The organism is Streptomyces niger, assembly GCF_000718305.1.
GTDB lineage: Bacteria > Actinomycetota > Actinomycetes > Streptomycetales > Streptomycetaceae > Streptomyces > Streptomyces niger.
Genome location: NZ_JOFQ01000033.1, coordinates 1 through 25,398 on the forward strand (window position 1 = coordinate 1; position 25,398 = coordinate 25,398).

Below are 25,398 nucleotides of genomic sequence, written 5' to 3' on the forward strand. Positions count from 1 at the left end.
CCGGCCTGGCTTTCGCTGTCTCGCCCGGCGTGCAGACGCTGTTCGGGACGCTGCCGGATGACCAGTTGCCTTCGTGGATTCGTGAATCGCGCAACACGCTGAAGGCGACCGGCAAGGCGTTGGTCGCTTGGGATGAGTGGGGCAAGAATCCTGCCCGTGCCGCGGGCGGGGTCACCTTCAACGTCCTGACCACGGTCTTCACCGGTGGTGCGGGCGGCGCTGCGGCCGGGGTGGGCAAGGCCGGCGCAGTCACCCGGGCCATCTCCGTGGCCGGCAAGGTCGGCAAGGTCATCGACCCCATGACGTATGTGGGGAAGGCGGCCGGGGCGGGCCTGTCCAAGGTCGGCGACATCGCGAAAAGCCTCAAGGGCATCGGGAAGGTGGACGTCTCGGCCCTGCCCGCGGACGCAATCAAGCTACCGGAAGGCTCACTGAAGCTGCCCGACGGTACGGTGCACCTTCCGGAGGGTGCGCCGCTGCCGGAGGGTGCCACCCGGCTCCCGGACGGCAACGTCCAGCTCCCCGACGACGTCCCGGCCCTGCCCAAGGACGCCAACCCGCTGCCCACCGGCCCCGGCGAGTCGGCCCGCTACTTCGACGGCCAGGGCAACCTCCTCGACGAACACGGCAAGGTGCTCCACAGCATCGACGACGCCCCCAAGGAAGACGTGGGCGACGTTGGCCGCACAGGAGACGACGTACACCCCACCGGCACCCACGCTGGTGACCGCCTTCCCGGTGCAGGTGATCATCTGTCGTCGGGGCGACCCGGTGAGCACTTCTCCGGTGGCAGCCTGGGCGACCACATGCCTGGCAGCCGTGCCGATGACCTGGGTACGGGCCCTTCCGCCAGTCACGAACCACCCCCCAGCCACACTGGTGGCCACGGCGGTGGCGCCGGAGAGGGACATGGAGGGCATGAGGCCATCGGCGGCGGTCACGGTAGCGGCCCCGAAGCGGCGGACCACCATGGTCCCGCCCGTGGTCACAGTGGCACCCCGCACGGTGCCGACCACGAAACCTCCGCAGGCGGTCATGGCAACGGCCCTGGCATTGGTGATGATGCAGCTGGTTCCGGGAGTCAGGTGGACGAGGGCGGTACCCCACGCAATGGCGTTCACGGCCCGGAGCAGGAGCTCACTCCCGAGAGGCGGAAGGAGATCCTCGAAGAGCAGATTTGGAAGGCCAACAACGACGACGCCTGGTTCGAGAAGTACTACCGGCCCGACGGTCACCGCTGGAGCATCCGTGCCAAGGAGAACGGTGTCGAGCTGCCCATCTTGGCCAAGGACCGGCAGGGCAACTGGATCTCCAAGCACGCCCTGCCGTCCGGACCGTCCGAGGTCAGGTTCGACCAGCAGGCATTCCACCCCGGTTCAGTCCGTGATGAACATGCCGGTCATCTCGACGATGTGGCGAAGGGACGCAGGGTGTCCGTGGACCTCAACAATGCCGAGAGGGAATTCAAGGACACCCATTCGGAGGCTGCGCACGAGGCACTTCACGACGCGCAGGAGGCGTACACCGAGCATCATGGCGATACGCCGAACAACAGCAAGCACTCGGAGAAGCTTGGCGAGGATGCGGCCCGGTACCACGTCATTCCGGAAAAGTTCCCGGATGCGGAGTGGGTGGAGCTCCCCAAGACTCCCAGCGGCGCCAACATGTTCGATCAGCTGTACAAGCTGGACAACGGTGACTACCTCATCGTCGAGGCGAAGGCCCCGTCCGCCGATCTCGGCTGGCGCCAAGGCGTCGGTGACACGGCGGGCGGCATGATGGTCAAGCAAGGCACGAAGGAGTACGTCCACACCATCCTTCAGGAGATGTGGAACCGCGGTCTGCGCTCGCCGCGGGACGCCGAGCTCGCGGATGAGCTCTTCGACGCGCTGGAAGACAAGAAGTTGCAGTACGTGCTGGTCAAGGCGAATGACAACCCGGGTACCACCTACGCTGGGGCGGTGCTGGAACACTTCAGGATCAGTTAGAGGAGAATGTCAGTGGTCACGAGCGTTCCTCGCCATGGCTTCCCCACGGACAACGCGGCCGAGGGACTGGCGGTGCTCACCAAGAGTGCAGGACGAGTGCTGGGCCGGCTCGAGGGGTCGGAGACTTCCCGTGCGCGGGCCCTGAACGCCACGCTCAGCCTGGCGAAGGCGCGCTGTGCGACGGACCCCGAGGCCGCGCAGATCGAGACGTGGGAGGCGTGGGTCACGGCGATGCAGGTCGGCTCCGGGCTGTTCGCTGCAGCCTGTACGACTGAGGGCAGCGTTCCGTGCCGTATCGCGGGCGAGACGAAAAATCTCCCCGCGACGGGCCCCCAGCCCTACACACATGCGGGGGCCTGGGTCACCTCGTTCTACCTCGCGATGATCTGCCGTGAGAAGCAGCGGCTGACGGAGCTGGCCCAGGTGCCCGTCTCGCTCCTGCGGGAGTCCGGGCAAGTATTCGACGAGTACATCTATGCCTGGGTGGAGGCTCTGCAAGGTGCCTGGCTCGGGCGGGACGATGTGGGGGACAAGCTGGTTGCCGCGGTCGACGGAACCAAGCCCGAGGCGGCCCGTGTGGCCGATGTGGAGCTGATGTCGAACATCCTCTATCCGCCGATCATTCTCTTCTACCGCTACCTGCGCGGGGACCGCGAGCATTTCACCGAGGCGCTTGTCGACGCCCTGCGCTGGCACAAGGCCTACTGGACGCGCGACGAGGACCGGTCCATGAGTAGTGAGGGCCTTGTCTCGCTCGGCCCGCTGGCCATTGCCTGCCTCGCCCGCGATACCGGTTTCCCCATCGAGGTCGAGTCGGAATACCTGCCCAAGGCACTCCTGGACTTCGCCTGGGCGGGCGAGCTCGACACCTGATGCCAGAGGCGCGACGGTCGGGCGCTCCGGGGTTCGGTCCTGAGATCCTGCGCCTGCACCCAACAGAGGCCAGCAGTCTCGCTGAGCGAAGAAGGCACCGTCACCTGGGCACTGACCATGCTGGCTGAGGCCTGCGAGTTGGTAGCCCAGGCCGCAGGCGAACTCGACACGGCTCAAGCCAAGGAACGTCCGGACGTCTTCCCGCCCCGAGTGCGGCACGCGCTGCCGGCGGGGGCGTCGCAGTTCTGTGAATGGCAACCTACGGAAACGGATCGCGGCAATGTTCCCGCAGCACTTTCGCCGATGATGGTCATTCGTGAGACCGCTGCTGCCCCTCCAGTCTCAGGTCAGCGCATGCCGAGTCCTGTGGCTCGTTCGGTTTCCAGGCGGGTGAGGCATTCGGTGGTGGCGGGTATCTCGGCGGCGCCGATGCGTTGGTAGATGGTCACGGCCTTGCGGAGGTAGGCAATGGCGGCCTGCGTGTCAGTGGGTACTTGGCAGCGAGCGATCCCTTCGAGGGCGTGTGCTTCATCGAGGGGGCTGCGGACCTGACGAGCCAAGAGTAGAGCTTGCTGGTAGGTGGCAAGCGCCCGCTGCGGCGTCCCGGAGCGGATGAGTAGGACACCCGCGCTGTTCATGGCTTCGGCTTCCCCCCGGGTGTCACCGACTTCTGCGAACAGGGACCGTGACCGGGCCAGGAGATCGGCTGCTGCGGTGAAGTCCTTCAACTCGGTCTGTACCCGGCCCAGGTTTTGCAGGGCGTTGGCTTCGCCGTGGCGGTTGCCGAGGGTGCGGTACAGCTCCAGGGCCTGCCCGAACAGCTCACCTGCTGCCGTATAGTCACCCGTCAGATACCGCACCCGGCCCAGGCTCTGTAAGGCGTTGGCTTCGCCGAGGCGGCTGCCAAGGGTGCGGTACAGCTCCAAGGACTGCCCGGCCAGCTTCCCCGCCCCCGTGAAGTCCCCCGTCAGCCGCTGCACCCTGCCCAGGTTCTGCAGGGCGTTGGCTTCGCCGTGGCGGTTGCCGAGGGTGCGGTACAGCTCCAGGGACTCCCCGATCAGCTGCCCAGCCCCCGTGAAGTCCCCCGTCAGCTCCCGCACCCGGCCCAGGTCTTGCAGGGTGCCGGCTTCGCCGAGGCGGTTGCCCAGAGCGCGGTACAGATTCAGGGCCTGCCCGGACAGTTGCCCCGCCCCCGCATAGTCCCCCGTCAGCCGCCGTACGCGGCCCAGGTTCTGCAGGGCGTTGGCCTCGCCCAAGCGGTCACCGAGACCCTGGTACAGATTCAGGGCCTGCCCGGACAGTTGCCCCGCCTCCGCGAAGTCCCCCGTCAGCCGCTGCACCCGGCCCAGATCCTGTAGGGCGTTGGCCTCGCCCAGGCGGTTCCCCAGGGTGCGGTACAGCTCCAAGGACTGCCCGGCCAGCTTCCCCGCCTCCGCGAAGTCCCCCGTCAGCCGCTGCACCCGGCCCAGGTCTTGCAGGGTGCCGGCTTCGCCGAGGCGGTTGCCCAGAGTGCGGAACAGTTCCAGGGCCTGCCCGGACAGGTCACCCGCTCCCGCATAGTCACCCGTCAGATACAGCACCCGGCCCAGTTCCCGCAGGGCGCTGGCTTCGCCGAGGTGGTCGTTGGCGTGGTGTGCAGCGTTGGCGGCGTCGCGGTGGAGGCTGAGGGCCCGGTCCCAGGGGCCTTGCTGGCGTAGGTAGGCGGCCACGTGGTGGGCGAGTTGGATGTGGATGGGCCGGGTGTGGTCGGTGGTGTGGTGAGCACAGGCGATCAGGTTGGGGAGTTCAATGCGCATCCAGGCCAGTGCCTGTTCGCGGGTTTTGAGGTCGGGTGCCGCGGCGGGTGCGGGGGTGGGGCGGGTGTGGAGGCGTGGCATGCCGTCGAGGTGGTGATCGGCGGTTTGGGCGGTGTGGGTGTAGTAGTCCAGGAGGCGTTGGATGGCGTGGGCGCGGGCTTCGGTGGGGTCGTGAGTGGTGAGGGTGTGGGCGTATTCGCGCAGGAGGCCGTGGAGGCGGTAGCGGCGGGGGGCGGGTTCTTCGATGAGGTGGTCGGCGTAGAGGGTTTCCAGTTGGCGTCGTGCCTGAGCTAGACGGATGCCGGTGAGGGCAGCGGTGGCGTAGGGATCGATGTCGGGGCCGGGGTGGAGACCGAGGTGGCGGAAGAGACGTTGCAGGTGGGGTGGGAGGTCTTGGTAGGAGAGGTCGAAGGCGGCGGCGACGGCACGGTTGCCGACTCGGAGTTCGCTCAGGCGATCCTGGGCGGTGGCGAATTCGTCGGTGAAGGTGGTGAGGTCCCAGGCGGGGTGGTGGGCGAGGCGGCCAGCGAGCAGGGTGATCGCGAGGGGGAGGCGGCCGCATAGCCGTACGGCTTCGGTGACCGCGCTGTGGTCGGCTTCCGTGGAGGTGCGGCGGGCCAGGCGGGTGAAGAGGTGGGCGGCTTGGTCGGGGGGCAGGGGGTCGAGGGGGAGGGGGGCGGCGCCGTCGAGGGCGATCAGGCGCCGCCGGCTGGTGATGAGGACCAGGCACTGCTGTGAAGCGGGCAGGAGAGGTTCGACCTGGGCCGGATCCGCGGCGTTGTCCAGGATTAGCAGCACTCGGCGTCCGGCCAGGCGGTCCCGCCACAGGGCGGCGCGTTCCTCCAGGGTGTCGGGAAGGTGCTGTGGGCTGATTCCGATGCTGATCAGCAGGGTGGCCAGGACGTCGGCAGGGTCGGCGGGAGGCTGGCCGGTGGTGTGGGCGTGGAGATCGATGAAGAACTGTCCGTCCGGGTAGCGCGCGATGAGCTGGTGGGCGGCGTGGATGACCAGGGCGGTCTTGCCGACGCCGGGCATGCCGTCGACGGTGTGGATGCTGATGACGGGGACGTGTCCGTCTTCGGCCGCGTGCAGGAGGCGGTGTAGTTCGCTGTCGCGGCCGGTGAAGTCCGCGATGTCGCGGGGAAGGGTGCTGTGCAGGGCGACGGGGGTGGGCCGAGGTGAGGCCTGGTAGGTGATGTACTGGATGTTGTGATCGCCGATCTGCATGTTGGCGGTGCCGCGCGGTTCCATCCGTGAAGGTCCCTACTGTGCGCTGCGGTACCCGGGGACCTGGGGTACGAGATGGGTGGTGCGGAGCCGTCGCGCACGCGCGGCACTGCCGCAGGGTGTGGGCGCGTGTGCGTCGGGCGGGGCGGGTTTCAGCAGGTGATGTGCTGGGTGTTGTGGTCGCCGTACTGCACGTTCACTTTTGCTCCGCGCAAGTCGAAAACCGGCAAAGCACCGGGCTGTCCGCCGCTGCCTGTCTCGGGGACGGCGGAGGGATGCTCACCCGCGTCATGCGGATCGCGTGCTGCGGCCTCCGGGCCGGGCCCCTCCAAGGCGTCGACCGTAGACCGGGCGTCTTGCGGTGGCTGGCGCCGACCGGCGGCGCGGGCGGTGTGGTAGGCGTGCCACAGGCGTGACAGGGCTCCGCCGGAGCCCAGGAAATGGTCGGCTTGGCGGGCGACGGGCTGGGTGGGGGCCTGGGTGCAGCGTTCGAGATGGGTGACGTAGGACTTGTCATACCCCAGGCGCCGGGCCAGAGCGGACTGGGAGAGCCCTGCGGCGGTGCGCAGCCGGATCAGCTCGTCCGCGAACGCCTCGGCAGCCTGCCGCACCGGATCGTCCGCGACCGGGAGAGGGGCCTCCGGTGCGCGGGATCTCGGCGGAGGGTGCGGCTGGTCTTCGGCCGGCGGCCCGGCGGCTGCGTCTGACACAGCCGCCGGGCCGCCGGCCTGCCGGAGCCGGTCCGTCATGTCTTCGCCGTCTGATGTCGTGCCGGTGGCGTCCACGTCGCGCCCCTCATCGTCCAGGTCCCCGTCACCCGCCCTCGCGGGTCGGCGGCTCCTGGCCCCGCGGAAGGCATGTCCTTGGCAGGGTCATGATCAGATGACGCGCCGGGGGCGTACCAGAAGCGCACAGGAGCACATTCCAGCGCAGAGGTACGACCTCGTCACGTCAGAGCACTCCTGCCTCGGTTGTGATCGGTCGTCCGCCGCACGGAACGGCGCCTGCGCCTCCCGCCGCGCGCTTACACCTACGGACGGGCCGTTCCGCGGACTCGCCGAAGCGTTGGTGCCCGTGGGCGCCGGGAGCATTCCGCCACCGGCCCGCCTCGTCGGCACGCGCCCGGGCCGGTGGTGATCTCGGTGACGGCCGGGCGCACAGCTCGGCCGACGCGGAATGGTGAGCGAGAGGTGAGTGAGTGCTGCTCACCGTGGTCTCACCTGTGGGTTCACCGGTGTGCTCGTGGCACCGGGACGCCGCAGCAGGGCGTGCGGCCCGCGCAGGGGAAGGAGAAGGCGATGACCGTGAGCACGGTGATCCCGCCGGGGGACGACGGATGGTTCAAGAGCAGCTTCAGCCCGAACCAGGGAACGTGTGTGGAAGTCCGGTTTGCGGAGGGCCTGGCGCACGTGCGCAACACTCGTGACCGCAGCGGTCCCATGGTGGCGTTCGACCGGGCCGAGTGGGAGGCGTTCCTGCTCGGGGTGTGGAACGGCGAGTTCGAGATGCCCGCCTGAGGCAGGCGGCCGTCGCCAGGTGCTGTGGGCCGAGGCCGGTCCACAGCACCCTTTCGTCTGGCTTGCGCCAGGCCCCGGAGTCGGCCCCGCCCTCCAGGCGGTCGTGACAGACGGCCTTGGGTGTGTGAGGTTGGACAGCGGCACAGACTGTATCGCTCTTGCCGCGGCACTGGACTGCCGCGCAGAGCACAGGGGGAGGGCTCGGGAATGAGAGATGCCTTGCCCGGCAGACCAGGGGACGGGACGGCGGCCGGTGGGGTGTGGTCGGATCTGTCCGGGGCGGCCCGGGACGTGGTGCAGGCCGGGCAGGTGCACGGGGGTGTGCACTTCCACAGCCCCGCCCCGCTGAGGGGGGAAACGCCCGTGCCACGTCAGCTCCCGGCCGATGTGTCCGGCTTCGTCGGCCGGGCCGCCGAACTCGCTGAACTGGATGCGCTGCACGCCGTCGACGCCCCGGACAGCTGGGTGCCGGTGGTGGTGATCGCCGGGACGGCCGGGGTGGGCAAGACCTCGCTCGCCATTCGCCTGGCCCACCGGATCAGCGGGCGCTTTCCCGATGGCCAGTTATTCGTGAACCTGCACGGTTACGACACCGGACCGCCTCTGGCGCCCGCAGCAGCCCTGGAACGGTTTCTGCGCGCGTTCGGCGTTCCCGCACCGGCAATCCCGGCCGGGCTGGAGGAACGTGCGGAGCTGTACCGGTCGCTGGTGGCGGGCAAGCAGGTCCTGGTGGTGCTGGACAACGCCGCCACCGTCGGGCAGGTCCGTCCGCTGCTGCCCGGCACCACGGGCTGCCTGACGGTGGTGACCAGCCGACACCGCCTGTCCGGTCTGGCCGTGCGCGACGGCGCCCGCCGCATCACCCTGGGCATGCTCGCCGAGCAGGAATCCGCCGACCTGATCACCGCGGCCACCCGCGGCTACCGCGCCGGCGACGACCCGGCCCAGATCGCCGAACTGGCCCGGCTGTGCGCACGTCTGCCCCTGGCACTGCGGATCGCCGCCGAACGCGCCGCCACCCATCCCTGGCTCGCCCTGCCCGATCTGACCGCCCAGCTGCGCGACGAATCGACCCTGTGGGAGGCGCTCTCCAGCCCCGACCAGGAAGAAGCCGACGCGGTCCGCACCGTCTTCGCCTGGTCCTACCGCACCCTCCCGTCGCCGGCCGCCCGCCTCTTCCGTCTCCTGGGCCTGCACCCTGGCCCCGACTTCTCCGTCCAGGCCGCCGCCGCTCTCACCGGCCAGGAGGTCCGGCAGACCCACGGCCTGCTGGACCTCCTGGCCGGCGCCCACCTGATCGAGCCCACCGGGGCGCAGCGGTATCAGTTCCACGACCTGCTGCGCGCCTACGCCACCGACCAGGCCCACCAGGAAGAAACCAGGGAAGAACAGCACCGTGCGCTCCACCGGGTGGCCCTGTGGTACCTGCACACCGCTGACGCCGCCCGCGCGGCGGCCCAGACCTTTCACCCCTCGGTCCTTTCGCTCGAGCAGGCCCGCCCGGCGCCGGCAGTGGCCTTCGACGGACAGCAGGACGCGTTCGCCTGGCACCGGCGGGAGCAGGCCAATCTGCTGGCCGTCGCGCGGGCCGCCGAACAGGCCGGGATGGACGAGATTGCCTGGCAGCTGCCGGCGACCCTGCACTGCCTCCACTCCGCCCGCAGCACCTTCGACGACTGGCTGGCGATGGCCCACACCGGTCTGGATGTCGCCCGGCGCCTGGGCGATCAGCAGGCCCAGGCTCTGATGCACGACACCCTGGGGACCGCGTACAAGGACTCCAGGCGGCTGGCTGAGGCCGGCGAGCACCATCAGGCCGCACTTGATCTGCGCACCCGTATCGGCGACCTGCCCGGTGTGGCCGAATCCGCCGGCGGCCTGGGCTTGGTCCGCCTGTGGAGCCGCGACCTGGAAGCCGGCCGCACCCTCCTGGAACAGGCCCTGGCCTTCTACCAGCAGCACGGTCCCCATCACCGCACCGGTCCCGTCCTGTGCGGTCTCGCCTACGTCGCCGCCGACCTCGGCGAACACCAGCAGGCTGCCCGATTGGCTCACCAGGCCCTGGCCGTGTATCGCGAGACCGGAGCCGACCAATACATGGACATCGACGCCCTGGTCCTGCTGACCCGCGTCGCCCGGGAAGCCGGCGATCACGCTCAGGCCGAGGAGCACTTGGCGCAAGCCACTGCGATGCTGGACGCCACTGCCTCCCCCGCGCTCGAAGCGGCCCTCCGCCTCGAACAAGCCACCCTGCACCGCGAACAGAACCGTCACGATGAGGCCCTTCAGACGTACTGGGCGTGCGAGACCCTCCAGCGCTCCGTCGGCAACCGCCTTGGCCAGGCTCTGGGCTACGACGGCATCGGCCAGACCCTGCACGCCCTCGGCCGCATGCCCGAGGCCATCGACTTCCACATCACGGCCGCCCGCATCCTCCGCGACCTCGACCAGCCATGGGACCTCGCCCAGGTCCTGGTCCACCTCGCCGACGCCCATACCGACAACGGCCAGCCCGAGCAAGCCCGCCAACACTGCACCGAGGCCCTCACCCTCATTGACGGCTTCACCGACCCGCCCGCCACCGACCTGCACCGGCGTTTGCAGGAGCTGACTACCGGATGACGACACAATGGCTCCGTTAGCGCCGGTGTGCCATGCGACCCGCCCGCCACTGATGTCAGCAACTGCGCAACGCCATTCACCCGCGTGCCAGTTCACCCTGCATCCCACTGCTGTATCCGCGACGTACGCCCCAGATCACCGGACTCGCCGGAGGAGAACAACCGTGGAACCCATCGCCCCAGCCTTGCTGATGGCCCTCGCCGGAGGAACGGCGGGCGCTGCAGGACAGCAACTCTGGTACTCGCTGCGGGACTTGATCAGACGCCGTCCGACGGGCAGCGAACCGCACGGCGAAGACGAATTGACAGCCCTCGACGAGACGTCGGAAGACACGCAGCGGGCACAGGAACTCTCCCAGACACTGGCTCTCCGGGCCCAACAGGATCCAGCATTCGCCCAGGCGCTTCAGGCCTGGCGCAGGCAGGCCGAGGCCCTGCCCGCTATCCGGACAGGCTCGGGCGATGTACACAACCAGATTCCCGGCACGGTCTACGGCACGGTGGTACAGGCACGGGACATCAACGGGCCGCTGAACTTCGGCCGTTGAAAGTATTGCCTTCTCGGTCCCGAGCACCCGGCTTCGATGGGTGAGGTCACCCCGGCGACCGCGCGCCTGTGGTGGGAGAGGCTCACCCGCCCCCGCCCCCGCCGCCGACCGAAGACACAGGCTGTGCGGTAGGGCGGTGAATGGCGGGCGACCGCGCCTTCCGCTGCCCCGGCGCTCACCATCTGAAGGGGCGGTTGAGTCGCCGCCGGTAGCTGTCGCTCATGTTCGTCATGGCGGTATCTTTCGCCGCGGGCAGTATCTCGCGGTGCCGCCACCTGCGCGACGGCAGGTCACTCCTGTGGGGGAGGGGGGATTTACAGCCACAGGACCGGAGGCCGCTGCCTGCAGGCCATCCGGCGGGTATGGCCTCGTGGCATTGGGCCATACCATCCCGATGCCTGTCACTCAACCTTGCAGCAGACCCGCAGGTGGTTGCCGAGATGGCGACATTCAGGCGAGTGATCGAGACCAGCGCCGAGCCTCCATCAGCCCCGGAACACCTCAGAACGAATCTTCAGTCCGTAGCATCGGGCAGCGTCTCACCTCTCGGCGTATTGCAGGAACAGCACACCCAGGATGACGAGCCCGGCGGTTTCCAGGATGGAGACGGAGACCAGCAGAGTGTTGCCCGTGCTGTGGCACCAGAAGACGATAAGTGCGGCAAAGGGAGTGACGAGGAAGGTCACCAGTTCGATGATCGTCTGGGTGATCTTGCGTGAGCTCCGCTTGGCGTCGCTGCGATGGTAGGCCTCCCAGCCGAACAGCGGGTCTTCTACGCCTATGGTCTCTGCAAGCCGGGACGCGAGATCGGTGCGGACGTACCGTCCGATGGCTGAGATCTTTTCGTCGTTGACCAGGTGCGTCCATCCGAGCACAAGACACACCACAGGAAGGGCCAGGATCAACTGCAGGTTGTCCGACTGCACAGCGACGGCTGCAACGGCGGTCACGGCTGCAAGAGTCACGTACAGCAGGTTGTCACGGAAGCCGATACGTGCGCGCTGCTCGTCCTTGATCTGTGCGTACTCGGCAAGGAGTACGGCGCTGGTGCTCCGGTTTCTGTTACTGGCGGTCATGACTGACTGTCACCTTCGTTTCGCGACACCTTGGCAGGGGGTGGCTCGGTGGTACGCGTACTCGGCCCTCGTGGTGCCTGGACCTTCAGGGAACTGCCGTGCTGCTCAGCAGCTCCCTGGCCGGTCGGCCTCCGTATCCGGTCCCGGAGGACTCAGTCGGTGCTGCCCGCAGGCGGCGGATTGTCGGCGTTGTTCCGCTCGATCCAAGCCTTCCCGTCGGCCGCGATGCCCTCCAGGAGACGGAACGTATGGGCGAAGCCGGCCGCGTCGAGGTTGATCTCCGAGAGTTCCCGGGCGTTCTCATTCGGTTCGAGCTGGTGGCTGTCGGCGTCCTTGATTCGGATGGTTCTGGCCGGGCCGCTGGAGAGTAGTAGCGCCATCTCGTAGCCGACGCGGTCATTCTCGGTAACCTGCACGGAGGAGAGCGCGTCGAAGCGGTAGTTGGTGCGTTGTTCGCCCAGGCGGGTGGCTGGGGCGAAGTCGGTTTCGGTGCTGATCTCGCGGATACCGTCCCGTGTGGCCAGGAACAGCCGGAGAGTGTACCGGGAGTAGCGCCAGGGTCCGCCCCGCCTCCGTGCTCGTCTGTAGGGGTGTGCCGGTGTCGTCAGGATCGTGTGAGCGATGATGTCGTACCAGGTGAGCTGGTAGTGACGGAGCACATCGGCGGTGAACAGAACCTTGTCGTGGTTGAGCCACGTCTCCATCTCGGCGTCGGAGGGCCGGACGGCTTCCAGATGCTCCTTCCAGCGCTGGAACTCCGTCTCACGCGCGTACATCCGCCGGTGGTACTCCTGCGTCTCCTCGACGAACCTCTGTTCCTCGCTGCGCATGTCCAGCCACACCGACGCCGCCCGCCGCCCGCTCACGACTGCGCCGAAGAGCACGGCGAAGGTCAGGAGGACGTGGAACACACTCGCCGAAGCCGTTGCGGCGGTGACGGTGACGGCCAGGGATGTGACGCCCAGGACGGCGAGGGTGAGCACGCAGGCGAGTTTCGTCGTCACCGGTGTCCGGTACCGCTGCCGGTGGGTGAACAGCGTGCCGTTGTTGTGGCGCTCCCTGGCGTCCCGGGCCAGGTAGCGGATCAGCCAGTTGAGCCGGTCGACGCTGATTCTGCTCTCCCGGTAGAGGAACGCGACCTCGGCGGCCAGAACGGCGCGGACGCCGACGGTGTGGGCGAGCCACTCGGACCGGTCGAGCCCGTGCGGCACGTGCTTGCTGAAGTAGCGCTTGAAGGACTTACGGACGTGGCTGGTGAACCCGTCTTTCGCGAGAGTCCCGCCGCCCGCGGATGCGAGGGAGGGGACAGCCGGGGAGTGGTCCGAATCCTGTAGCGGCTCCTGGCCCGGCCCTTGGTCCGGCTCCTGGCCCAGTTCCTGCTCCTTGGCCTGCAGCCGGAGCTGGTTGTGCCACCATCGCTGACCGAAGCGGGCGGCGAGGAATCCGGTGCCGAGCGCGATCAGCAGCTCACCGATCGCGGTCAGCGGCTCCGCGATCATTGCCGAGACCTCGAGGAAACCAGCGGCGACGACGAACAGACCCGTCCAGGCGGCCAGGCGGGGACGGTAGCGGGAGGCGGTGCTCTCCTCGGGAGGCCGGGTCCGTGCCCCGATGGGATCGGGTTCGAAGTAGTACCGGACCCGCCGGGAACGGTCACCGCTGCACTGCCCGGCCGTGGCGAGCTCGCAGGTCTCGGCCCACAAGGTGGTTTTCGTTCGGCTGTTGAGCACGAGGTCCAGGTGGTGGACGATCAGGTCACGCTGGAGCGGCGCCAGATCCCTCAGCCGCTTCAGTACGTCGGCAGTCTCACTGTCCGCTTTGCCAGGCAGCGCCAGCAGATCGAATACGACCTGCAGACCGGGTTTCCAGGTATCGTTGTCGGCGTAGCTCTGCACGACGTCCCGTGTCCGGTCCAGCTGACGGCGCTCCTCGGCGCTGAGGTCATGGTGGGCGCGTTTGCTGAGCATGGCGAGCGCCCAGTGAAAACGGATCTATGGGCCGTCGTGGTTGTGGGTGATCGCTTCCCAGATCAGTTCCCGCGCCCGGCCGGGCAAGCCTTCTTCCAGACAGCGGACCCCGACCTCGTACTTCTTTTGGGGCGAGGCGTCCGGCGGGACGATGTTGATGGTGGAGTCGTGTACGGCCTCGGCCTGGAAGCCGACGAAGGAGTCGTGCGCCTCGTTGTGCGTGTAGGGGAAATCCTCGGTCATGCCGGGTCACCCGCCGCCGCGGTCAGGGCCGCAAGGCCGGCGGCCAGTTCCGCGTGATCGGCGAGCAGACCGCGTAACTTCCTGAGCGCCAGAGCTGCCTTCTTCGGAGGCGCAGGGGCGTCCGCGGTGCATTCCTCCGCTGCGCGCCTCGCGATGCTCAGCTCGACCTGCGCCTCGTGGTGAATGTCTGCGTCGAGGTCCCCGTCGGCGTGGTGTCGTGTCAGTTGCTCACGGAAGCGGTCCAGCTCCGCGACCAGTTCCGTCGGGGTGGACGCCTTCAGATCTGCCGCGTTGACGTGGACGGTGCTGCCGGTGACCTTTCCGGCCATGAAGCCCACAGTGCTGGAAACGGCCGTGTTGACGACGCTTCCGTTGCCCCTGCCAGTTCTGTCTTTCTGGGCCATGACGATCTGCTCCTCTTCCTCCGCTTTCTCTGCCAGTTCTGCTTCCTTGATCAGTTCCGCAGCCAGACGTACCGCGAAAGCCGCCGCGTTCGCTGCGGCGCGCGGTTGCCGCTCGCGGTCCTCCGCGCCGTTCTTCGTGCCGTCCGCTCGGTCGCTGATGCCGCGGATGATGCCGACCGGCAGACCGCTGAGATGGCCGGCCTGTGCCACACCGGCGGCTTCCATGTCGATCGCGAACGCGTCGTTGTAGTGCTGCCGGAGCCATACGGCCTCGGCGGAGTCCCGCGAGTTCTGCAGGACCTCACCTGCGGCTATCGGGCCGAAGTGCACCCGCGGCACTTTCCCGTTCTTCGGCGCGTGGCCGACCCGGTCCGTCCTACGGGCCAGATCCTCGCCGAGCTGGATGAGAGGGTGCGGTGTCTCCCACACCCGGGGCCGAGCCTTGAGTCCGTCGTCCTCGCTCGTAGCGCCGTGGTAGGCGTACACATGGGTGGCCATCACCACGTCGCCCAGCGCGATCGAGCTCCGCATGCGCCCGGCGACACCGACGAACAGCACGGCTGCCGGGGAGAAGTGCTCGATCGCGCGTTCTGTCAGCACCGCGGCCGAATGGTTTCCCTTGCCCATCAGACTGAGCGCCACACGGCACGAGGTGCCCGGCACGGTCCCGACCTCGAACCGCGTGCCGCTCTTGTGCACGGTCATCTGCGGATCGGCCAGTTTCCGGTGCACAGCCTCGTACTCGAGATTGAGGGCGGTGAGAATCACCACCAGGTCGTTCGGCATCTATCCTCGTTCCTTTGCGTGTTCTTCTGTTTGTTCTTCCGCCTGCTGTTCCGCCAAGGGCGGAACGGGCCGGACCAGTGGGGGCGACAGCACCGTTGTCGGTCCCGCGCGGAACAGTCGCGCGGGTCGCCCCACCGTCGTCCTACGTTCCGTTCCGGCCGGTACTATGAACCCATCTACGGCTTGGATCTTCCGGTAGAAATTCCGAGTGTCGAGCGGGACGCCCCACACTGCCTCGTACACCTGCTGCAACTCGGCGACGGTGAAGAGGTCTTCGCAGAACGCCGTGGCCAGCGCCGAGAACTCGAGTTTCGTACGCGCTCGTTCAATGCCGTCCGCCAATATCCGGTCGTGATCGAAAGCCAGCTTCACTTTTCCGGAAAGGACCACCTCCGCGGGGACCCATGAGGCATCCGCGGCATCCGTTCCCGCGACCGGATCAGGAAGGCGCGGGGCGATCGCCAGATGTGCCACGGAGACGACCCGCCCACGTGGGTCACGCCCTGGATCCCCGTAGGTGGCCAACTGCTCCAGGTGAAACCGTCCGGCATCCACGGCGGTCTCCTCGCCCAGCTCACGGCGAGCGGCGTCGGGGATCGCCTCATCGACGTGGTCGAGAAAACCACCTGGCAGTGCCTGCATGCCCGCAAAGGGCTCCTTGCCTCGTTCCACCAGCAGGACACACAGCTGCCCCTCGCGCAACGTAAGGATCACCAAATCAACTGTGAGCAGAACGGACGGCGGCAACCAGGAATCATCACGCATGATGCCGACCGTATCGGATTACTGTCACATTGACAATATACCTCTTCGATCTGCCACCTGCGGCAGATCACCTCCACGACGTGGGCGAGCGAGAAACCGGTGAGTGGTGTAACCCCCAGTTGGTCAGCGTCCGTTAGGGCTGCTGAGCCTCCTGGGAAGGAACTCTCCTGCTCAACCGGGTCGTGATGCCGCCGCTGACCCGCAACCGGGCCGGCCAGGGCGACATGCCCACAGGTCTGATGGCGCTGTACTACGCCCAGCGTGCGAGCGCCGGGCTCCAGATCGTCGAGGGCGCCCAGATCGGCGGTGAAGCCGCCGCCTGTCCGGGAACGCCTGGCATCTACAACGCCCAACAGGTGGCCGCATGGCGGCGGGTGACGGACGCCGTACACGCCCGCGGTGGTGTGGCCTTGGTCTTCCTCCAGCTCTGACACGTCGGCCGGCAGTCCCACTCCTCCGTCCAGCCTGGCGGTGCCCTGCCTGTCGCCCCTTCTGCGGTGTGCATTGACGGCAAGCTCTTCACGCGCAATGGTCCACAGTCGTTCGAGCCCCCTCGCCATGGAGCTCGAGATTGAGGGCGTCGTCGGCACCTACGCCGTAGCCGCGCGTAACGCTCTGCGGGCCGGTTTCGACGGCGTGGAGATTCACGCGGCCAACGGCTACCTGCTCGACCAGTTCCTCAATGACCAGGTGAACCTGCGGGCCGACGCCTACGGTGGGCCTGTCACTCATCGGATGCGCCTGCTGCTGGAGGAGACTGACGCCGTCTCCAAGGTCTGAGGATCTCGGCGTGTCGGGGCGAGGCTCTCGACATCCAGCACATGGATGGACTGCCTGGACTCCGGTCCAAGACATCTCTACTCGGAGGTCGTGAGCGCGCTCGCTCCACGCGACCCGGCCTATGTGCAGGTGTTCCGGTTCTAACCCGGCCGGTACCGTGTTGGATGTCCTCGTCGAGCCAGCGCCGGCGCCGGTGCCGTGGAACGGCTCGCGGAGTGGCTGAGGCGCGGATCGGCTCTGCGGGGAGTCCATGTGGCGCGGTGCACCGTGACGGCGGGGGGAGGCACGGTTCACCATGCGCAGCCACATCCGGGGCGAGGACATGATGGTCAGCGGCACGTGGCGGAACGGGCAGCTGACGCTGGAACAGGCGAGGCAGGGATGGCGGATAGCCCGGCGGCAATTTATGCGTATCAGCGACGGCCGCGCCTGGTAGGCACCGCCCGGCGTACGGTCCCCGTCCCCGCCAGCGCGTCGGCGATGTCGCCGGCGGCGTGAACGAGCCCGCTGACCTGATCCCGGGTGAGTCCGGGGTTCTTCTTCTCCTGCAGCCGGGCGGCGGCGGTCTTGCGGCGGGCCTCGGTCTCGCTTATCCACTGGGCGACGGTGCCGGAATTGGCGGCACCGGAGTCGAGAAGGTTGCGGTAGTTCGTGAGCTTGCGGTCGCAGTCGCGGATGATCGCCTTGGTTTCCTCTGCGGGCTCGGGTGCGGTCAGGCGCTGCGCGGCGTGGAGCCGGTCGATGGCGGCTTGGCGGTGCCCAGGTGTGAATTGCAGGGAGATCCACTCGTCGAGGACAGGGAGGATGTCTTCTCGCGGAGGAAGATGTTGCGGGGGTGGGTGATCTTGTTGGCGAGGGCGTATTCCTCGGCGTAGCGGCAGCAGTAGTAGGGGGCTCGGCGCGGGATGGCGTGGCTGATCATTTTGCGTCGGCACAGAGGGCAGTGGACGCGTCCGGCCAGAACGTAGGTGTAGAGCTTCGCGCGGCGCTCTTTGGGTCCCTTCCCACGGGTGTGGGAGGTGAGGATCTCGGTAGCGCGGAGGTAGTCCTCCATGGCGATCAGCGGGGGATGCGCGGGGTGCTTGGACCAGATCCAGTGGTCCTGGCTGTTCCAGTGCAGGTGGGTCTCGTAGCCGAGGGCGACGTCCTCGGCGTCGAGGAGGACCTCCTCTTTGTGTCGGTGGTTTCACACCTGGTGGCCGGTGTTGCTGACCTCACCCTTGTCGGACATCGGTCCGGCCTCCCAGACGTCGAGCGTGCCCTGCTGCCTCAGAGCGCTCCGGTGGGCCCCGACCTTGTGTGCCCTCTCAAGCAGTCAACGGGCGAGAGGGCGCTGGGCCCTCGTGTGCGACCTCCCGCACCGTCTCCCTGCGGTCGCACGCCCTTCGTACGAGACGGCGGTACACGCTAATCCGGACGAGCCCGTCAGCATCAGACAATCCGCCGGGCTCGTTGCCATCGGCCAACGCCGCCTCACACCGGTCATGCGCAGGCTCGACGCGCGAGACCTCCGCGAGCGGCGGCCGGGCGGCAACTGCAACGGCGTCTTCCAGCTGACCCAGCGCCCGGAGCACCGCAGACGGAAGGCAATGCCAGGAAGAGCATGGGCGGGCGAGGACCGGCGTCGGTGAAGCGGTTGGCGGTCAGGTCACTGCAGGACAATTCGGTGCTCGTGCCGGGGGTCGGCCGCGCACGCGAAGACGTTCAACACGCCGTCCCTGCCAGGGCGGACCTCCGTCGGGTGCTTGTTGTCCTGGGGGCTGGGAGCCTGGCGGTCTTCCAGCGGGGTCCAGCTGGAGACGGTGCCGCCCCATTCATAGGTGGCGATGGTGAGGAAGAGCCGCAGGGGACTGCCGCACGAGCAGGTGATCTCGGCCGGGCCGGTCACATTCCACGCCGCGAAGCCTCCGATCTTCCACCCTGGGGCGATGGACAGGTCGCCCTGGTAGCTGAGGATGTCCTCCTCATCATCCTCGGCCTCCTCCTCAAGCCGCACCTCCCATTCCTCGATGCGCTCTTGCAATTCGGCGTCGAGTAGCTCGATGTATTCGTGCTCCACGACCTGTTCAGGGGCGATGGTGCAGGGCTCGGGTACGTAGCCGTCGAATCCGACGACTTCCGGGAGCGGGGGAGTCGCCAGGACCTCCCCACACCGTGAGGAGTCGCGCCACCGCACGTCGACGGCGACCGTCCCTTGCCGGCCGTGTCCGTCAAAGGGGCACCACAACACCTGGACCAGGTCGGTACCTTGCGGTGCCTCCAGTCCGGGCACGTCCTTGGTGAAGAACTGGGCCACCGGCAACAGCGGAACCGGCGCGGTTTCACCGAGACCGGGGGCCTCGTGTTCTTCGCGCAAGGTGGCCAGCAATGCCCGGTCTTCTTCGGTGAAACTGGTCCCGGGGACAAGATTCTCCGCCTCGCGCAGCATGGCCCGCTCGCGGTACACATCGGGTACTCGCCGGCCGCGGCTGCGCGGGTGCGCGTGTTGGCACGTGGGCCAGGGCTCGTCCGCCGGCCACAACAGCGGTCCGCCGATGGAGCTGTCGTGGTGTTTCGGCGCTCCGGGCCGGGGGTGGAGGCGGGTGCTGGTCGCACGGTGGGCTGCCAGCTCGGGGAAGACCTGCTCGATGTCCAGGGGCCGTGGCGGGGTGGTCCGGGTCATCGTCATCCTTTCTTCGAGACGGTCTCATCACATCACGGCCGTCCGCACGCCTGCAGCGGGATTCTCCAGCACATCCGTCAGCTTGAATCCGCGATCTCCGAATGCTGATATTTCGAGTTGGATCGGGATGGGATTGGTTCCCTCGTAAATCGGTTTCACCGAGTACTGGACGTTCTGGCCTGGAATGCCATTGGCAGGATCGCCCTTGACCGCATTGTAAACCTGGGCTTCGAGGCCCTTCATGTCGGGGGTATTGGTCGGGTTCTGGGTGAGGGTGACGAGATTGTGTCGCGCCAGGGGGCCCGTGCCGGGGCCACCCAGGCGGTTGGCCAGCAGATGGCCGCGCGCCTCGTTGAAGAGGGTGCCGTTACCTCGCCAGCCCGGCGTCCGGGTCGCTCCGGCTTCCGTTCCGGTGTCGAGCATTTCCTTGCGCAACGACGCCCATACACCCGTGGGTCGGCCGAGGTCATCCAGTTTCCCGAATCGGACGCTGCCATCCCACTTGTACCGGTCCTGCAGACAGGACTTCGGGACCAGGCCGAGCGGGTCGCTCCAGGTCTGCGGGTTCGTCGTGTAGGCGACGGGGTTGGGCGCCGGTGCGAGGCCGAAGGGGTCGGGGGTGGTGTATCGGGCGGTGTCGGGATCGTAGTGGCGGAAAAAGTTGTAGTGCAGGCCGGTCTCGGGGTCGGCGTATTGGCCGGGGAAACGCAGCGGAGTATAGGCCGATGCGTTTCGGTTCCAGGCGATGGTGCCCCAGATGGTGGTGCGGGTGTGCCAGGCGATCTCGCCGTGTTCACCGACGAGTTCGGTGGGGGCGCCGACCAGGTCGGTGACGATGGCGAAGAATCGGCGGTCGATCTCGTCCTGGCTCAATTCACCGTTTCGCGACCGGCATTCGAGCTGAGCCAACGGATGCTCATCGTCGTCGTACTCCCAGGTGGTGACGATATCGGTGGCAGTGTCGGCCTGCTCGGCGAGGTTCGTACCGTCCCAGGTGAAGCGGATGGTCTGCTCGATGCTTTCGCCGTCGGGGGCCATGCGGTGCTTGGCGCTGCGGCGGCCCAGCGGGTCGTAGCTGTAGCGCCAGAGAGTGCCGTCGGGCGTGGTGCAGGCGACGAGATGGTCCTCGGCGTCGTACTCGTAGCGCCAGGTATCGGGCTTGCGCGACAGCCGGGTCCGTTGCCGCAGGACGGTGCGGCCGGCGCCATCGTGTTCGTAGCGGATGGCACCGGCGGAGCGTATTCGGGTGCCGCTGTAGCTGCGCTCGCCGCGGGCCTCGGAGTGTGGTGCGGCGTCGGGCCAGTGGGCGGCGGTCTGGTTACCGGCCGCGTCGTAGGCGTACGACTCGGTCCAGCCGTCGGCCGTGACCTGGAGCGGTCGGCCGACCGGGTCGAGATCCATTCGCCGTTGTTCACCGGTGGCGTGGTCGGTGGTGCCGATCAGGTTGTCGTCGCCCCGGTAGGCGTAGGCGCGTGAGCGCAGCGTGCGGCCCGGGACCGACACCTGCTGGCTGGTCCGCCGACCACGTGGATCCCAGGAGGTGCCGAGGCTCAGCGGCGCGGTGGGTAGGCCGATGGTGCGCCTCGTTTCGCGGCCCAGCGCATCGCGGGTGAAGTCGAGGTGGTGGCCTGCCAGGCTCATGGCCGTGGGTCGGCCGGCGGCATCGTGAGTCATCTCGGTGCGTACGCCGCTGGGGGTGATGCGGTGAATGCGGCGTCCCATGGCGTCGAAGCCGAAACGGGTGGCGCGCCCGTCGACAGTCTCGGACAGGACACGGCCCGCAGCGTCGTAGCTGAGCTCCAGGATCGAATAAGGAGCGGTCGCCCGGGTGAGGTGTCCGGCGGCGTCATAGGTGTACGTGGTGCGTTCGCCGTCGACATCCTTGGCCAGGATGCGGCCGGCCGGGTCGAGGTGGTGGCTGATGAGCTGCCCGAGCGGGGTCGTCCGGGAGATGAAGCGGTTCGCGGCGTCGTAGGTGTAGGCGAGGGTGCGGTCGTCGAAGTCCGTCTCGGAGGTCAGACGACCTGCTTCGTCATAGCTGTAGCTCCACGTGAGGCCCTGGGGGTTGGTGACCCCGGTCAGTCGCAGCTCGGTGTCGTGGGCGAACGTGAAGCGGGCACCGTCGGGGGTGGTGCGGGCCGTGGGGAGGTCGAAGACTCCGCACTCGAAGTGCGTGACGCCACCCGAGGGGGCCGTGTGCGTGGTGCAGTTGCCCTCCACGTCGTAGGTCCAGGACTCGCTGGTGCCGTCCGGGTGGGTACGGCGGGCGAGCCGTCCCTCAGCGGTCCACTCGAGCCGCGTCGTGTTGCCCAACGGGTCTGTGAGCACCGACTGGCGGCCCATCGCGTCGTACTCGCAACGCGTGACCGCACCCAATGGATCGGAGACCTCCACAGGCAGGCCGGCCCGGTTGTAACGGAACTCGGTGGTGTGGCCGAAGGCGTCGATGATCGACTCGAGCAGGCCGGACGCTGTGTAGGAGAAGCGCACGGTGATACCGGTCGGATCGGTGACGGCGGTGCGCTTGCCGTGCTCGTCGAACTCCTGGTGCCATACGGCGCCGTCCGCTCCGGTGATCGCTACCGGCCGGCCGGCCTCGTCGTACGTCGAAGTGCTCTCCTGGCCGTCCGGACCGTGGACGGAGGTGATCAGGCCGCATGCGTCGTACTGGACACGCGTGGTGTGGCCCAGTGCGTCTGTGGTGGCGACCAGGCGTCCTTCGTCGTCCCACTCCTGGAGGCGTGAATGGCCGAGCGCGTCGGTCTCCCGGATCAGTCGGTACGCCTCGTTGTGCTCGAATGTCGTGGTGTGGCCGAGGGAGTCCGTGTACCGGGTGATCCGGTGGTCGGTGTCGTAGCTGATGGCGCAGCTGAGAACCCCGTTGATGCCTTCGCCACGTATGCAGCGGTCTTCTGCGTCGTAGATGAAGCGGTACCAGGAGCCGTTGCGGTCGGTCCAGGACGTGATGCGTGCGTCGTCGTCGTAGGTGAGCTGGAACGGCACGCCGGAGGAGTTGTAGATCTCGGTGAGATGGCCGTCGCTGTTGTAGGCGTAGCTCAGGAGCTGGGTGCCGTTGGGGGCTTCGTCCGAGCCGAGGAAGCGCAGGCCGGTGACCCGGTCGTCGGCGGTGTCCACGGCGATGTGATAGCCGCCGGTGTGCCTCACCGCTGCCGGCATCCCGGCGTCGTCGTACTCGAAGGTGATCTCATTGCCGTTCCGGTCGGTGATCGACTGGAGAAGCAGAATTCGCTGCCTCGGAGAATCGGCGTGGTCGTCCTTCCCGGCACTCGCCGCAGGCGCCGCGAAGCTGCGGGTAAGGCCGGACTGCGGGTCGGAGATGGTGATGGGGCTGCTGGGTTGTCCGTCCCATTCCAGCGGCCAGCGCGGGCCTGCCGCGGGCATGACGGGCCGACCGGGCTGGGGAGCGGGATAGGCCAGGAGCATCCCGTCCTCGCTGGCGAAGACGGCGCCCTCTCCGTCGAGTTCCAGGCGCTGGTCGAGCGTGGAGGCCCAGGACTCACCGAAGAAGCGGCCCCAGCGGTAGGTGGACAGATGGGTGCGCTGCAGGACGAGCGGCAGTACGCCCGGCAGCACGACGTCGGTCTCTTCCATGAGCATTTCGCCGGAGACCATGTCGATCGGGTCGCCGTTGAGGCACCGGCCCTTGGCCGGCTTGGCCTTCTTGAGCAGGTCCTTACCAGTGCGCAGGGCGTTGCGCAGCCCGCCGGCGCGCAGGCCCTTCGCTGCGGCCTTGATGCCCTTGGCGGCTCCGCCGAGCGTGGTCAAGCCCTTCATGCCGGGAATGCAGTCGAGGGCGGCCAGGCCGACGTCGAAGAGGCTGGCTTTCCCGTCCTTGTATTTCATGAGGGTGTCGGCGAGCACGACCAGTGCCGCGACGACCACGATGGCGGCGAGGATCGGGCCGCCGATGATCATCGCGACGATGCCGACGACGGTGACGACGACCTTGCAGACGGAGACGATCGCGTCCCAGTTGTCGATGACGAAGTGGGTGGCCTCCTCCCACCAGTGGCGGTTCTGGATGCCGGCGTCGGAGGCTTCGTCGAGTTTGTTCTTGCACTCCCGGGCGGCCTCCTCGCGCAGTTCCTTGGCCTCGGCAGCCATCGCCTTCGCGGCATCCAGAGCCGACTGGGCACTGTCGACCGAGCCCTGGGCGTCGCTGCGGGCGGAGTTGGCCTGCTGGGCGTTGCGGGTCGCGGCACGCACCTTGGACTCGTCCGGGGCCTCGGGGCCCTTGGCCTTGTCGTACGCGTCGGTCCTGGCGGTGGCGGTCTTGACCCAGTCGTTGGCGGAGTCCAGCCGTCCCTGGGCGGCGGTCAGGTCGGCGCGTGCTTCGCGCCCCTTTTTCAGTGCCCGGTCGGCCAGGGACTGGGCGCGTTCGAGCTTCGGCCAGTAGGCGGCGATGGCATCGCCGGCCATGTCGTAGGAGGTCCGCAGCTTCCGCAGGTTGCCCGGGACGCCGTCGAACTCCTCCTTGAACTTCTTCGCGGAGCGCCCGGACCACTTCAGGACCGCGTCCTCGGACGCCATGTCGGTGATCTGCCGCAACGCGGTACCGACATCCTCGGCGAACTCGTGCAGCTCGCGGGCGAGTTTGCGTACTCGCTCCGGATCGCCGGGAGTCGGGTCCCCCTCCAGGTCCAGTACGTGCCAGTCTGTCGGCCGATGGCCCACGTCAACGCCCCCGTAACGCACTCAACTCGAGTCTACGTGATCTTGGTGGGCAACCCTAACTCCTGGCACTGACACGGGTGAAGGGTGGCAGGCGAAGCTTCGCGGGAGCGGGCTGGTCAGCGAGGTGCGGGACGGTTGCCGTGCGGCGAAGCCATCATGTGAAGCGGAAGGTGGAGGTGATGGCATCGAACATGTCGAAGAACGAGTCCGCCAGGCCCAGCACCTGACTGCTGCCGGACACCAGCGCCACCGCGTCTTCCTGCCCGGGGACAGGGATGAAGGTCTGCATCAGCACCGCCCGTACGGTGCGCTCGTCGCCGGGGACGGTGATGTCCTCGATCCCGCGGGTCCGCGCCACGGTGCCCACCTGTGGGATCTCGACGGTGGTGACCTCGCGCCACGCGTCGCCGTCGCGCTTGGCCTGCCGGGGGCTGATCTGCTGGGCGATGAGCTGCGGATCGGTGGGCAGGGTCTCGCCGTCGTCGGTCTGCGCACCGATCACCGACACGGTCACCGAAGCGGTGACGGGCGCCTCGCCACCGAAGGACTGCGCCATGCAGCCGCAGTACAACGCGCCGGACTGCCAGGCGTCGCGGGCAGCCGCCCGGAGGAAGGAGGTGAAGGCGTCCCGGTGATCGGCCAACTCCGGGTACTGCCGTACGCGTTCGTTGACCAGCTGGCGGATGGTGTCGTCCCGCGAGGCGGGGCGGATGTCGAACTCCCACCAGGACTTCGGCACCTTGATGTGGAACCCGCTGCGCTCGATGGTCTGCGCTTCGCTTCTACGGCTCATCGCCTGCTCCCCTCCGTGGCCCGACGATCTTGTAGCCGGGGCGGCTGCCCACCTTACGGCCGGGCGGGACCGCGGTGGCGCGGTGGTGGGTGCATGTGCATACGCTGGCCGCTCACGTGACCGGGTAATGGCGTTGCTACAGGGGAGGTTCCGGGTGAGCGGCGACGAGGGGCGGCTGGCGATACCGCTGAGCGAACTCGAAGGCTTCGGCAGCCGACTGCGGTCCATCAAGGGCCGGATGAACGGCACCAAGAAGATGTTCGAGAACTACGCGGACGACATCGGCGACGACGGCGTCGTGGAGAAGATGGAGAGCTTCGAGTCGAACTGGGAAGACGGCCGCGGCGACATCGACAAGCAGCTGTCCGGGCTCGCGGACATGGCCGACACGGTGTACCGCGAAGCGACGAAGGCCGACCTGGACCTTGCGAAGCAACTGGAAAAGGGAAACAAGGGTTCCTGAGAGAATGCTGACTGCAGACGGCGTCAGTGGGTGAGTGAGCAGGCGAGTGCGGGCCGTCCCAGCGCGCCCCGCACGGGGACGGCCCGTTGTCGCTGTCGGCGGTCCCACTGGCCTGACCGACTGCGGACCAGCAGCGTCTTCCAAGAACGATGAGGGCCGGACAACACGGCCGAGGGGTTGGCGGTGCTCACCAA

19 protein-coding genes are annotated in these 25,398 nt (G+C 67.9%); 8 read left to right on the top strand and 11 right to left on the bottom strand.

Annotated features, from left to right (window positions below; all coding sequences use genetic code 11):
• Together IF20_RS34615 and IF20_RS34620 are read left to right on the top strand one after the other, a co-directional pair.
• On the top strand, positions 1-1,988 hold a 1,988-nt coding region (locus IF20_RS34615; protein ID WP_052869416.1), incomplete at its 5' end, for a hypothetical protein.
• A 6-nt stretch (positions 1,989-1,994) separates the two neighbouring features.
• Positions 1,995-2,861: an immunity 49 family protein gene (locus tag IF20_RS34620; protein WP_199896892.1), complete on the top strand. Its 867-nt coding sequence runs from the start codon at positions 1,995-1,997 to the stop codon at positions 2,859-2,861.
• Between the two features lie 347 nt (positions 2,862-3,208).
• On the opposite strand, the gene IF20_RS34625 is transcribed toward IF20_RS34620, so the two are convergent.
• Both IF20_RS34625 and IF20_RS34630 read right to left on the bottom strand, forming a co-directional pair.
• Positions 3,209-5,908 (bottom strand): ATP-binding protein, encoded by a 2,700-nt coding sequence (locus IF20_RS34625; protein WP_052869417.1) that lies wholly within the window; start codon positions 5,906-5,908, stop codon positions 3,209-3,211.
• A 128-nt stretch (positions 5,909-6,036) separates the two neighbouring features.
• Complete coding sequence (locus IF20_RS34630; protein WP_052869418.1) at positions 6,037-6,669, bottom strand: helix-turn-helix domain-containing protein; 633 nt, start codon at positions 6,667-6,669, stop codon at positions 6,037-6,039.
• 513 nt (positions 6,670-7,182) lie between these two features.
• Here IF20_RS34630 and IF20_RS34635 point away from each other — a divergent pair.
• The 3 genes from IF20_RS34635 (at position 7,183) to IF20_RS34645 (ending at position 10,570) form a co-directional block, all read left to right on the top strand.
• Entirely contained in the window at positions 7,183-7,401 is a 219-nt protein-coding gene (locus IF20_RS34635) for a DUF397 domain-containing protein (protein WP_052869419.1), read from the top strand.
• Between the two features lie 363 nt (positions 7,402-7,764).
• A complete protein-coding gene (locus tag IF20_RS34640) occupies positions 7,765-10,023 on the top strand; it encodes an ATP-binding protein (RefSeq protein ID WP_199896893.1) in 2,259 nt (752 codons plus the stop codon).
• 163 nt (positions 10,024-10,186) lie between these two features.
• Positions 10,187-10,570, top strand: coding sequence for a hypothetical protein (locus IF20_RS34645; protein WP_052869421.1), 384 nt, complete (start codon positions 10,187-10,189; stop codon positions 10,568-10,570).
• A gap of 539 nt (positions 10,571-11,109) precedes the next feature.
• Here IF20_RS34645 and IF20_RS34650 read toward each other — a convergent pair.
• From IF20_RS34650 to IF20_RS34665, 5 genes are all read right to left on the bottom strand, one after another.
• Positions 11,110-11,646, bottom strand: a complete 537-nt coding sequence (locus IF20_RS34650; protein ID WP_052869422.1) for a hypothetical protein — start codon at positions 11,644-11,646, stop codon at positions 11,110-11,112.
• A gap of 152 nt (positions 11,647-11,798) precedes the next feature.
• Positions 11,799-13,613, bottom strand: a complete 1,815-nt coding sequence (locus tag IF20_RS39585; RefSeq protein ID WP_324605617.1) for a hypothetical protein — start codon at positions 13,611-13,613, stop codon at positions 11,799-11,801.
• Positions 13,614-13,637: 24 nt separating this feature from the next.
• A complete protein-coding gene (locus tag IF20_RS40310) occupies positions 13,638-13,856 on the bottom strand; it encodes a hypothetical protein (RefSeq protein WP_110944834.1) in 219 nt (72 codons plus the stop codon).
• Positions 13,853-15,046, bottom strand: coding sequence for a 5'-methylthioadenosine/S-adenosylhomocysteine nucleosidase family protein (locus IF20_RS34660; RefSeq protein WP_052869423.1), 1,194 nt, complete (start codon positions 15,044-15,046; stop codon positions 13,853-13,855). The genes IF20_RS40310 and IF20_RS34660 overlap by 4 nt, the downstream gene beginning before the upstream one ends.
• Entirely contained in the window at positions 15,047-15,811 is a 765-nt protein-coding gene (locus tag IF20_RS34665; RefSeq protein ID WP_052869424.1) for an NUDIX hydrolase, read from the bottom strand.
• Between the two features lie 167 nt (positions 15,812-15,978).
• On the opposite strand from IF20_RS34665, the gene IF20_RS40630 reads away from it, so the two are divergent.
• Together IF20_RS40630 and IF20_RS40635 are read left to right on the top strand one after the other, a co-directional pair.
• Positions 15,979-16,242: an oxidoreductase gene (locus tag IF20_RS40630; protein WP_267881158.1), complete on the top strand. Its 264-nt coding sequence runs from the start codon at positions 15,979-15,981 to the stop codon at positions 16,240-16,242.
• 127 nt (positions 16,243-16,369) lie between these two features.
• The gene (locus tag IF20_RS40635) at positions 16,370-16,591 is read left to right on the top strand and encodes an oxidoreductase (protein WP_052869426.1); all 222 of its coding nucleotides are present in this window, start codon (positions 16,370-16,372) and stop codon (positions 16,589-16,591) included.
• 413 nt (positions 16,592-17,004) lie between these two features.
• Here IF20_RS40635 and IF20_RS39600 read toward each other — a convergent pair whose 3' ends face one another.
• The 4 genes from IF20_RS39600 to IF20_RS34695 form a co-directional block, all read right to left on the bottom strand.
• The gene (locus tag IF20_RS39600) at positions 17,005-17,526 is read right to left on the bottom strand and encodes a hypothetical protein (RefSeq protein WP_199896894.1); all 522 of its coding nucleotides are present in this window, start codon (positions 17,524-17,526) and stop codon (positions 17,005-17,007) included.
• A gap of 713 nt (positions 17,527-18,239) precedes the next feature.
• Positions 18,240-19,019 (bottom strand): hypothetical protein, encoded by a 780-nt coding sequence (locus tag IF20_RS34685; protein WP_324605618.1) that lies wholly within the window; start codon positions 19,017-19,019, stop codon positions 18,240-18,242.
• 261 nt (positions 19,020-19,280) lie between these two features.
• On the bottom strand, positions 19,281-23,948 hold the full coding sequence (locus IF20_RS34690) for a DUF6531 domain-containing protein (RefSeq protein WP_052869428.1): 4,668 nt from the start codon (positions 23,946-23,948) through the stop codon (positions 19,281-19,283).
• A 154-nt stretch (positions 23,949-24,102) separates the two neighbouring features.
• Complete coding sequence (locus IF20_RS34695; RefSeq protein WP_052869429.1) at positions 24,103-24,741, bottom strand: hypothetical protein; 639 nt, start codon at positions 24,739-24,741, stop codon at positions 24,103-24,105.
• Between the two features lie 154 nt (positions 24,742-24,895).
• Here IF20_RS34695 and IF20_RS34700 point away from each other — a divergent pair, with 154 nt between their 5' ends.
• A complete protein-coding gene (locus tag IF20_RS34700; RefSeq protein WP_234426957.1) occupies positions 24,896-25,204 on the top strand; it encodes a hypothetical protein in 309 nt (102 codons plus the stop codon).
• The last annotated feature ends 194 nt before the right edge of the window (positions 25,205-25,398 follow it).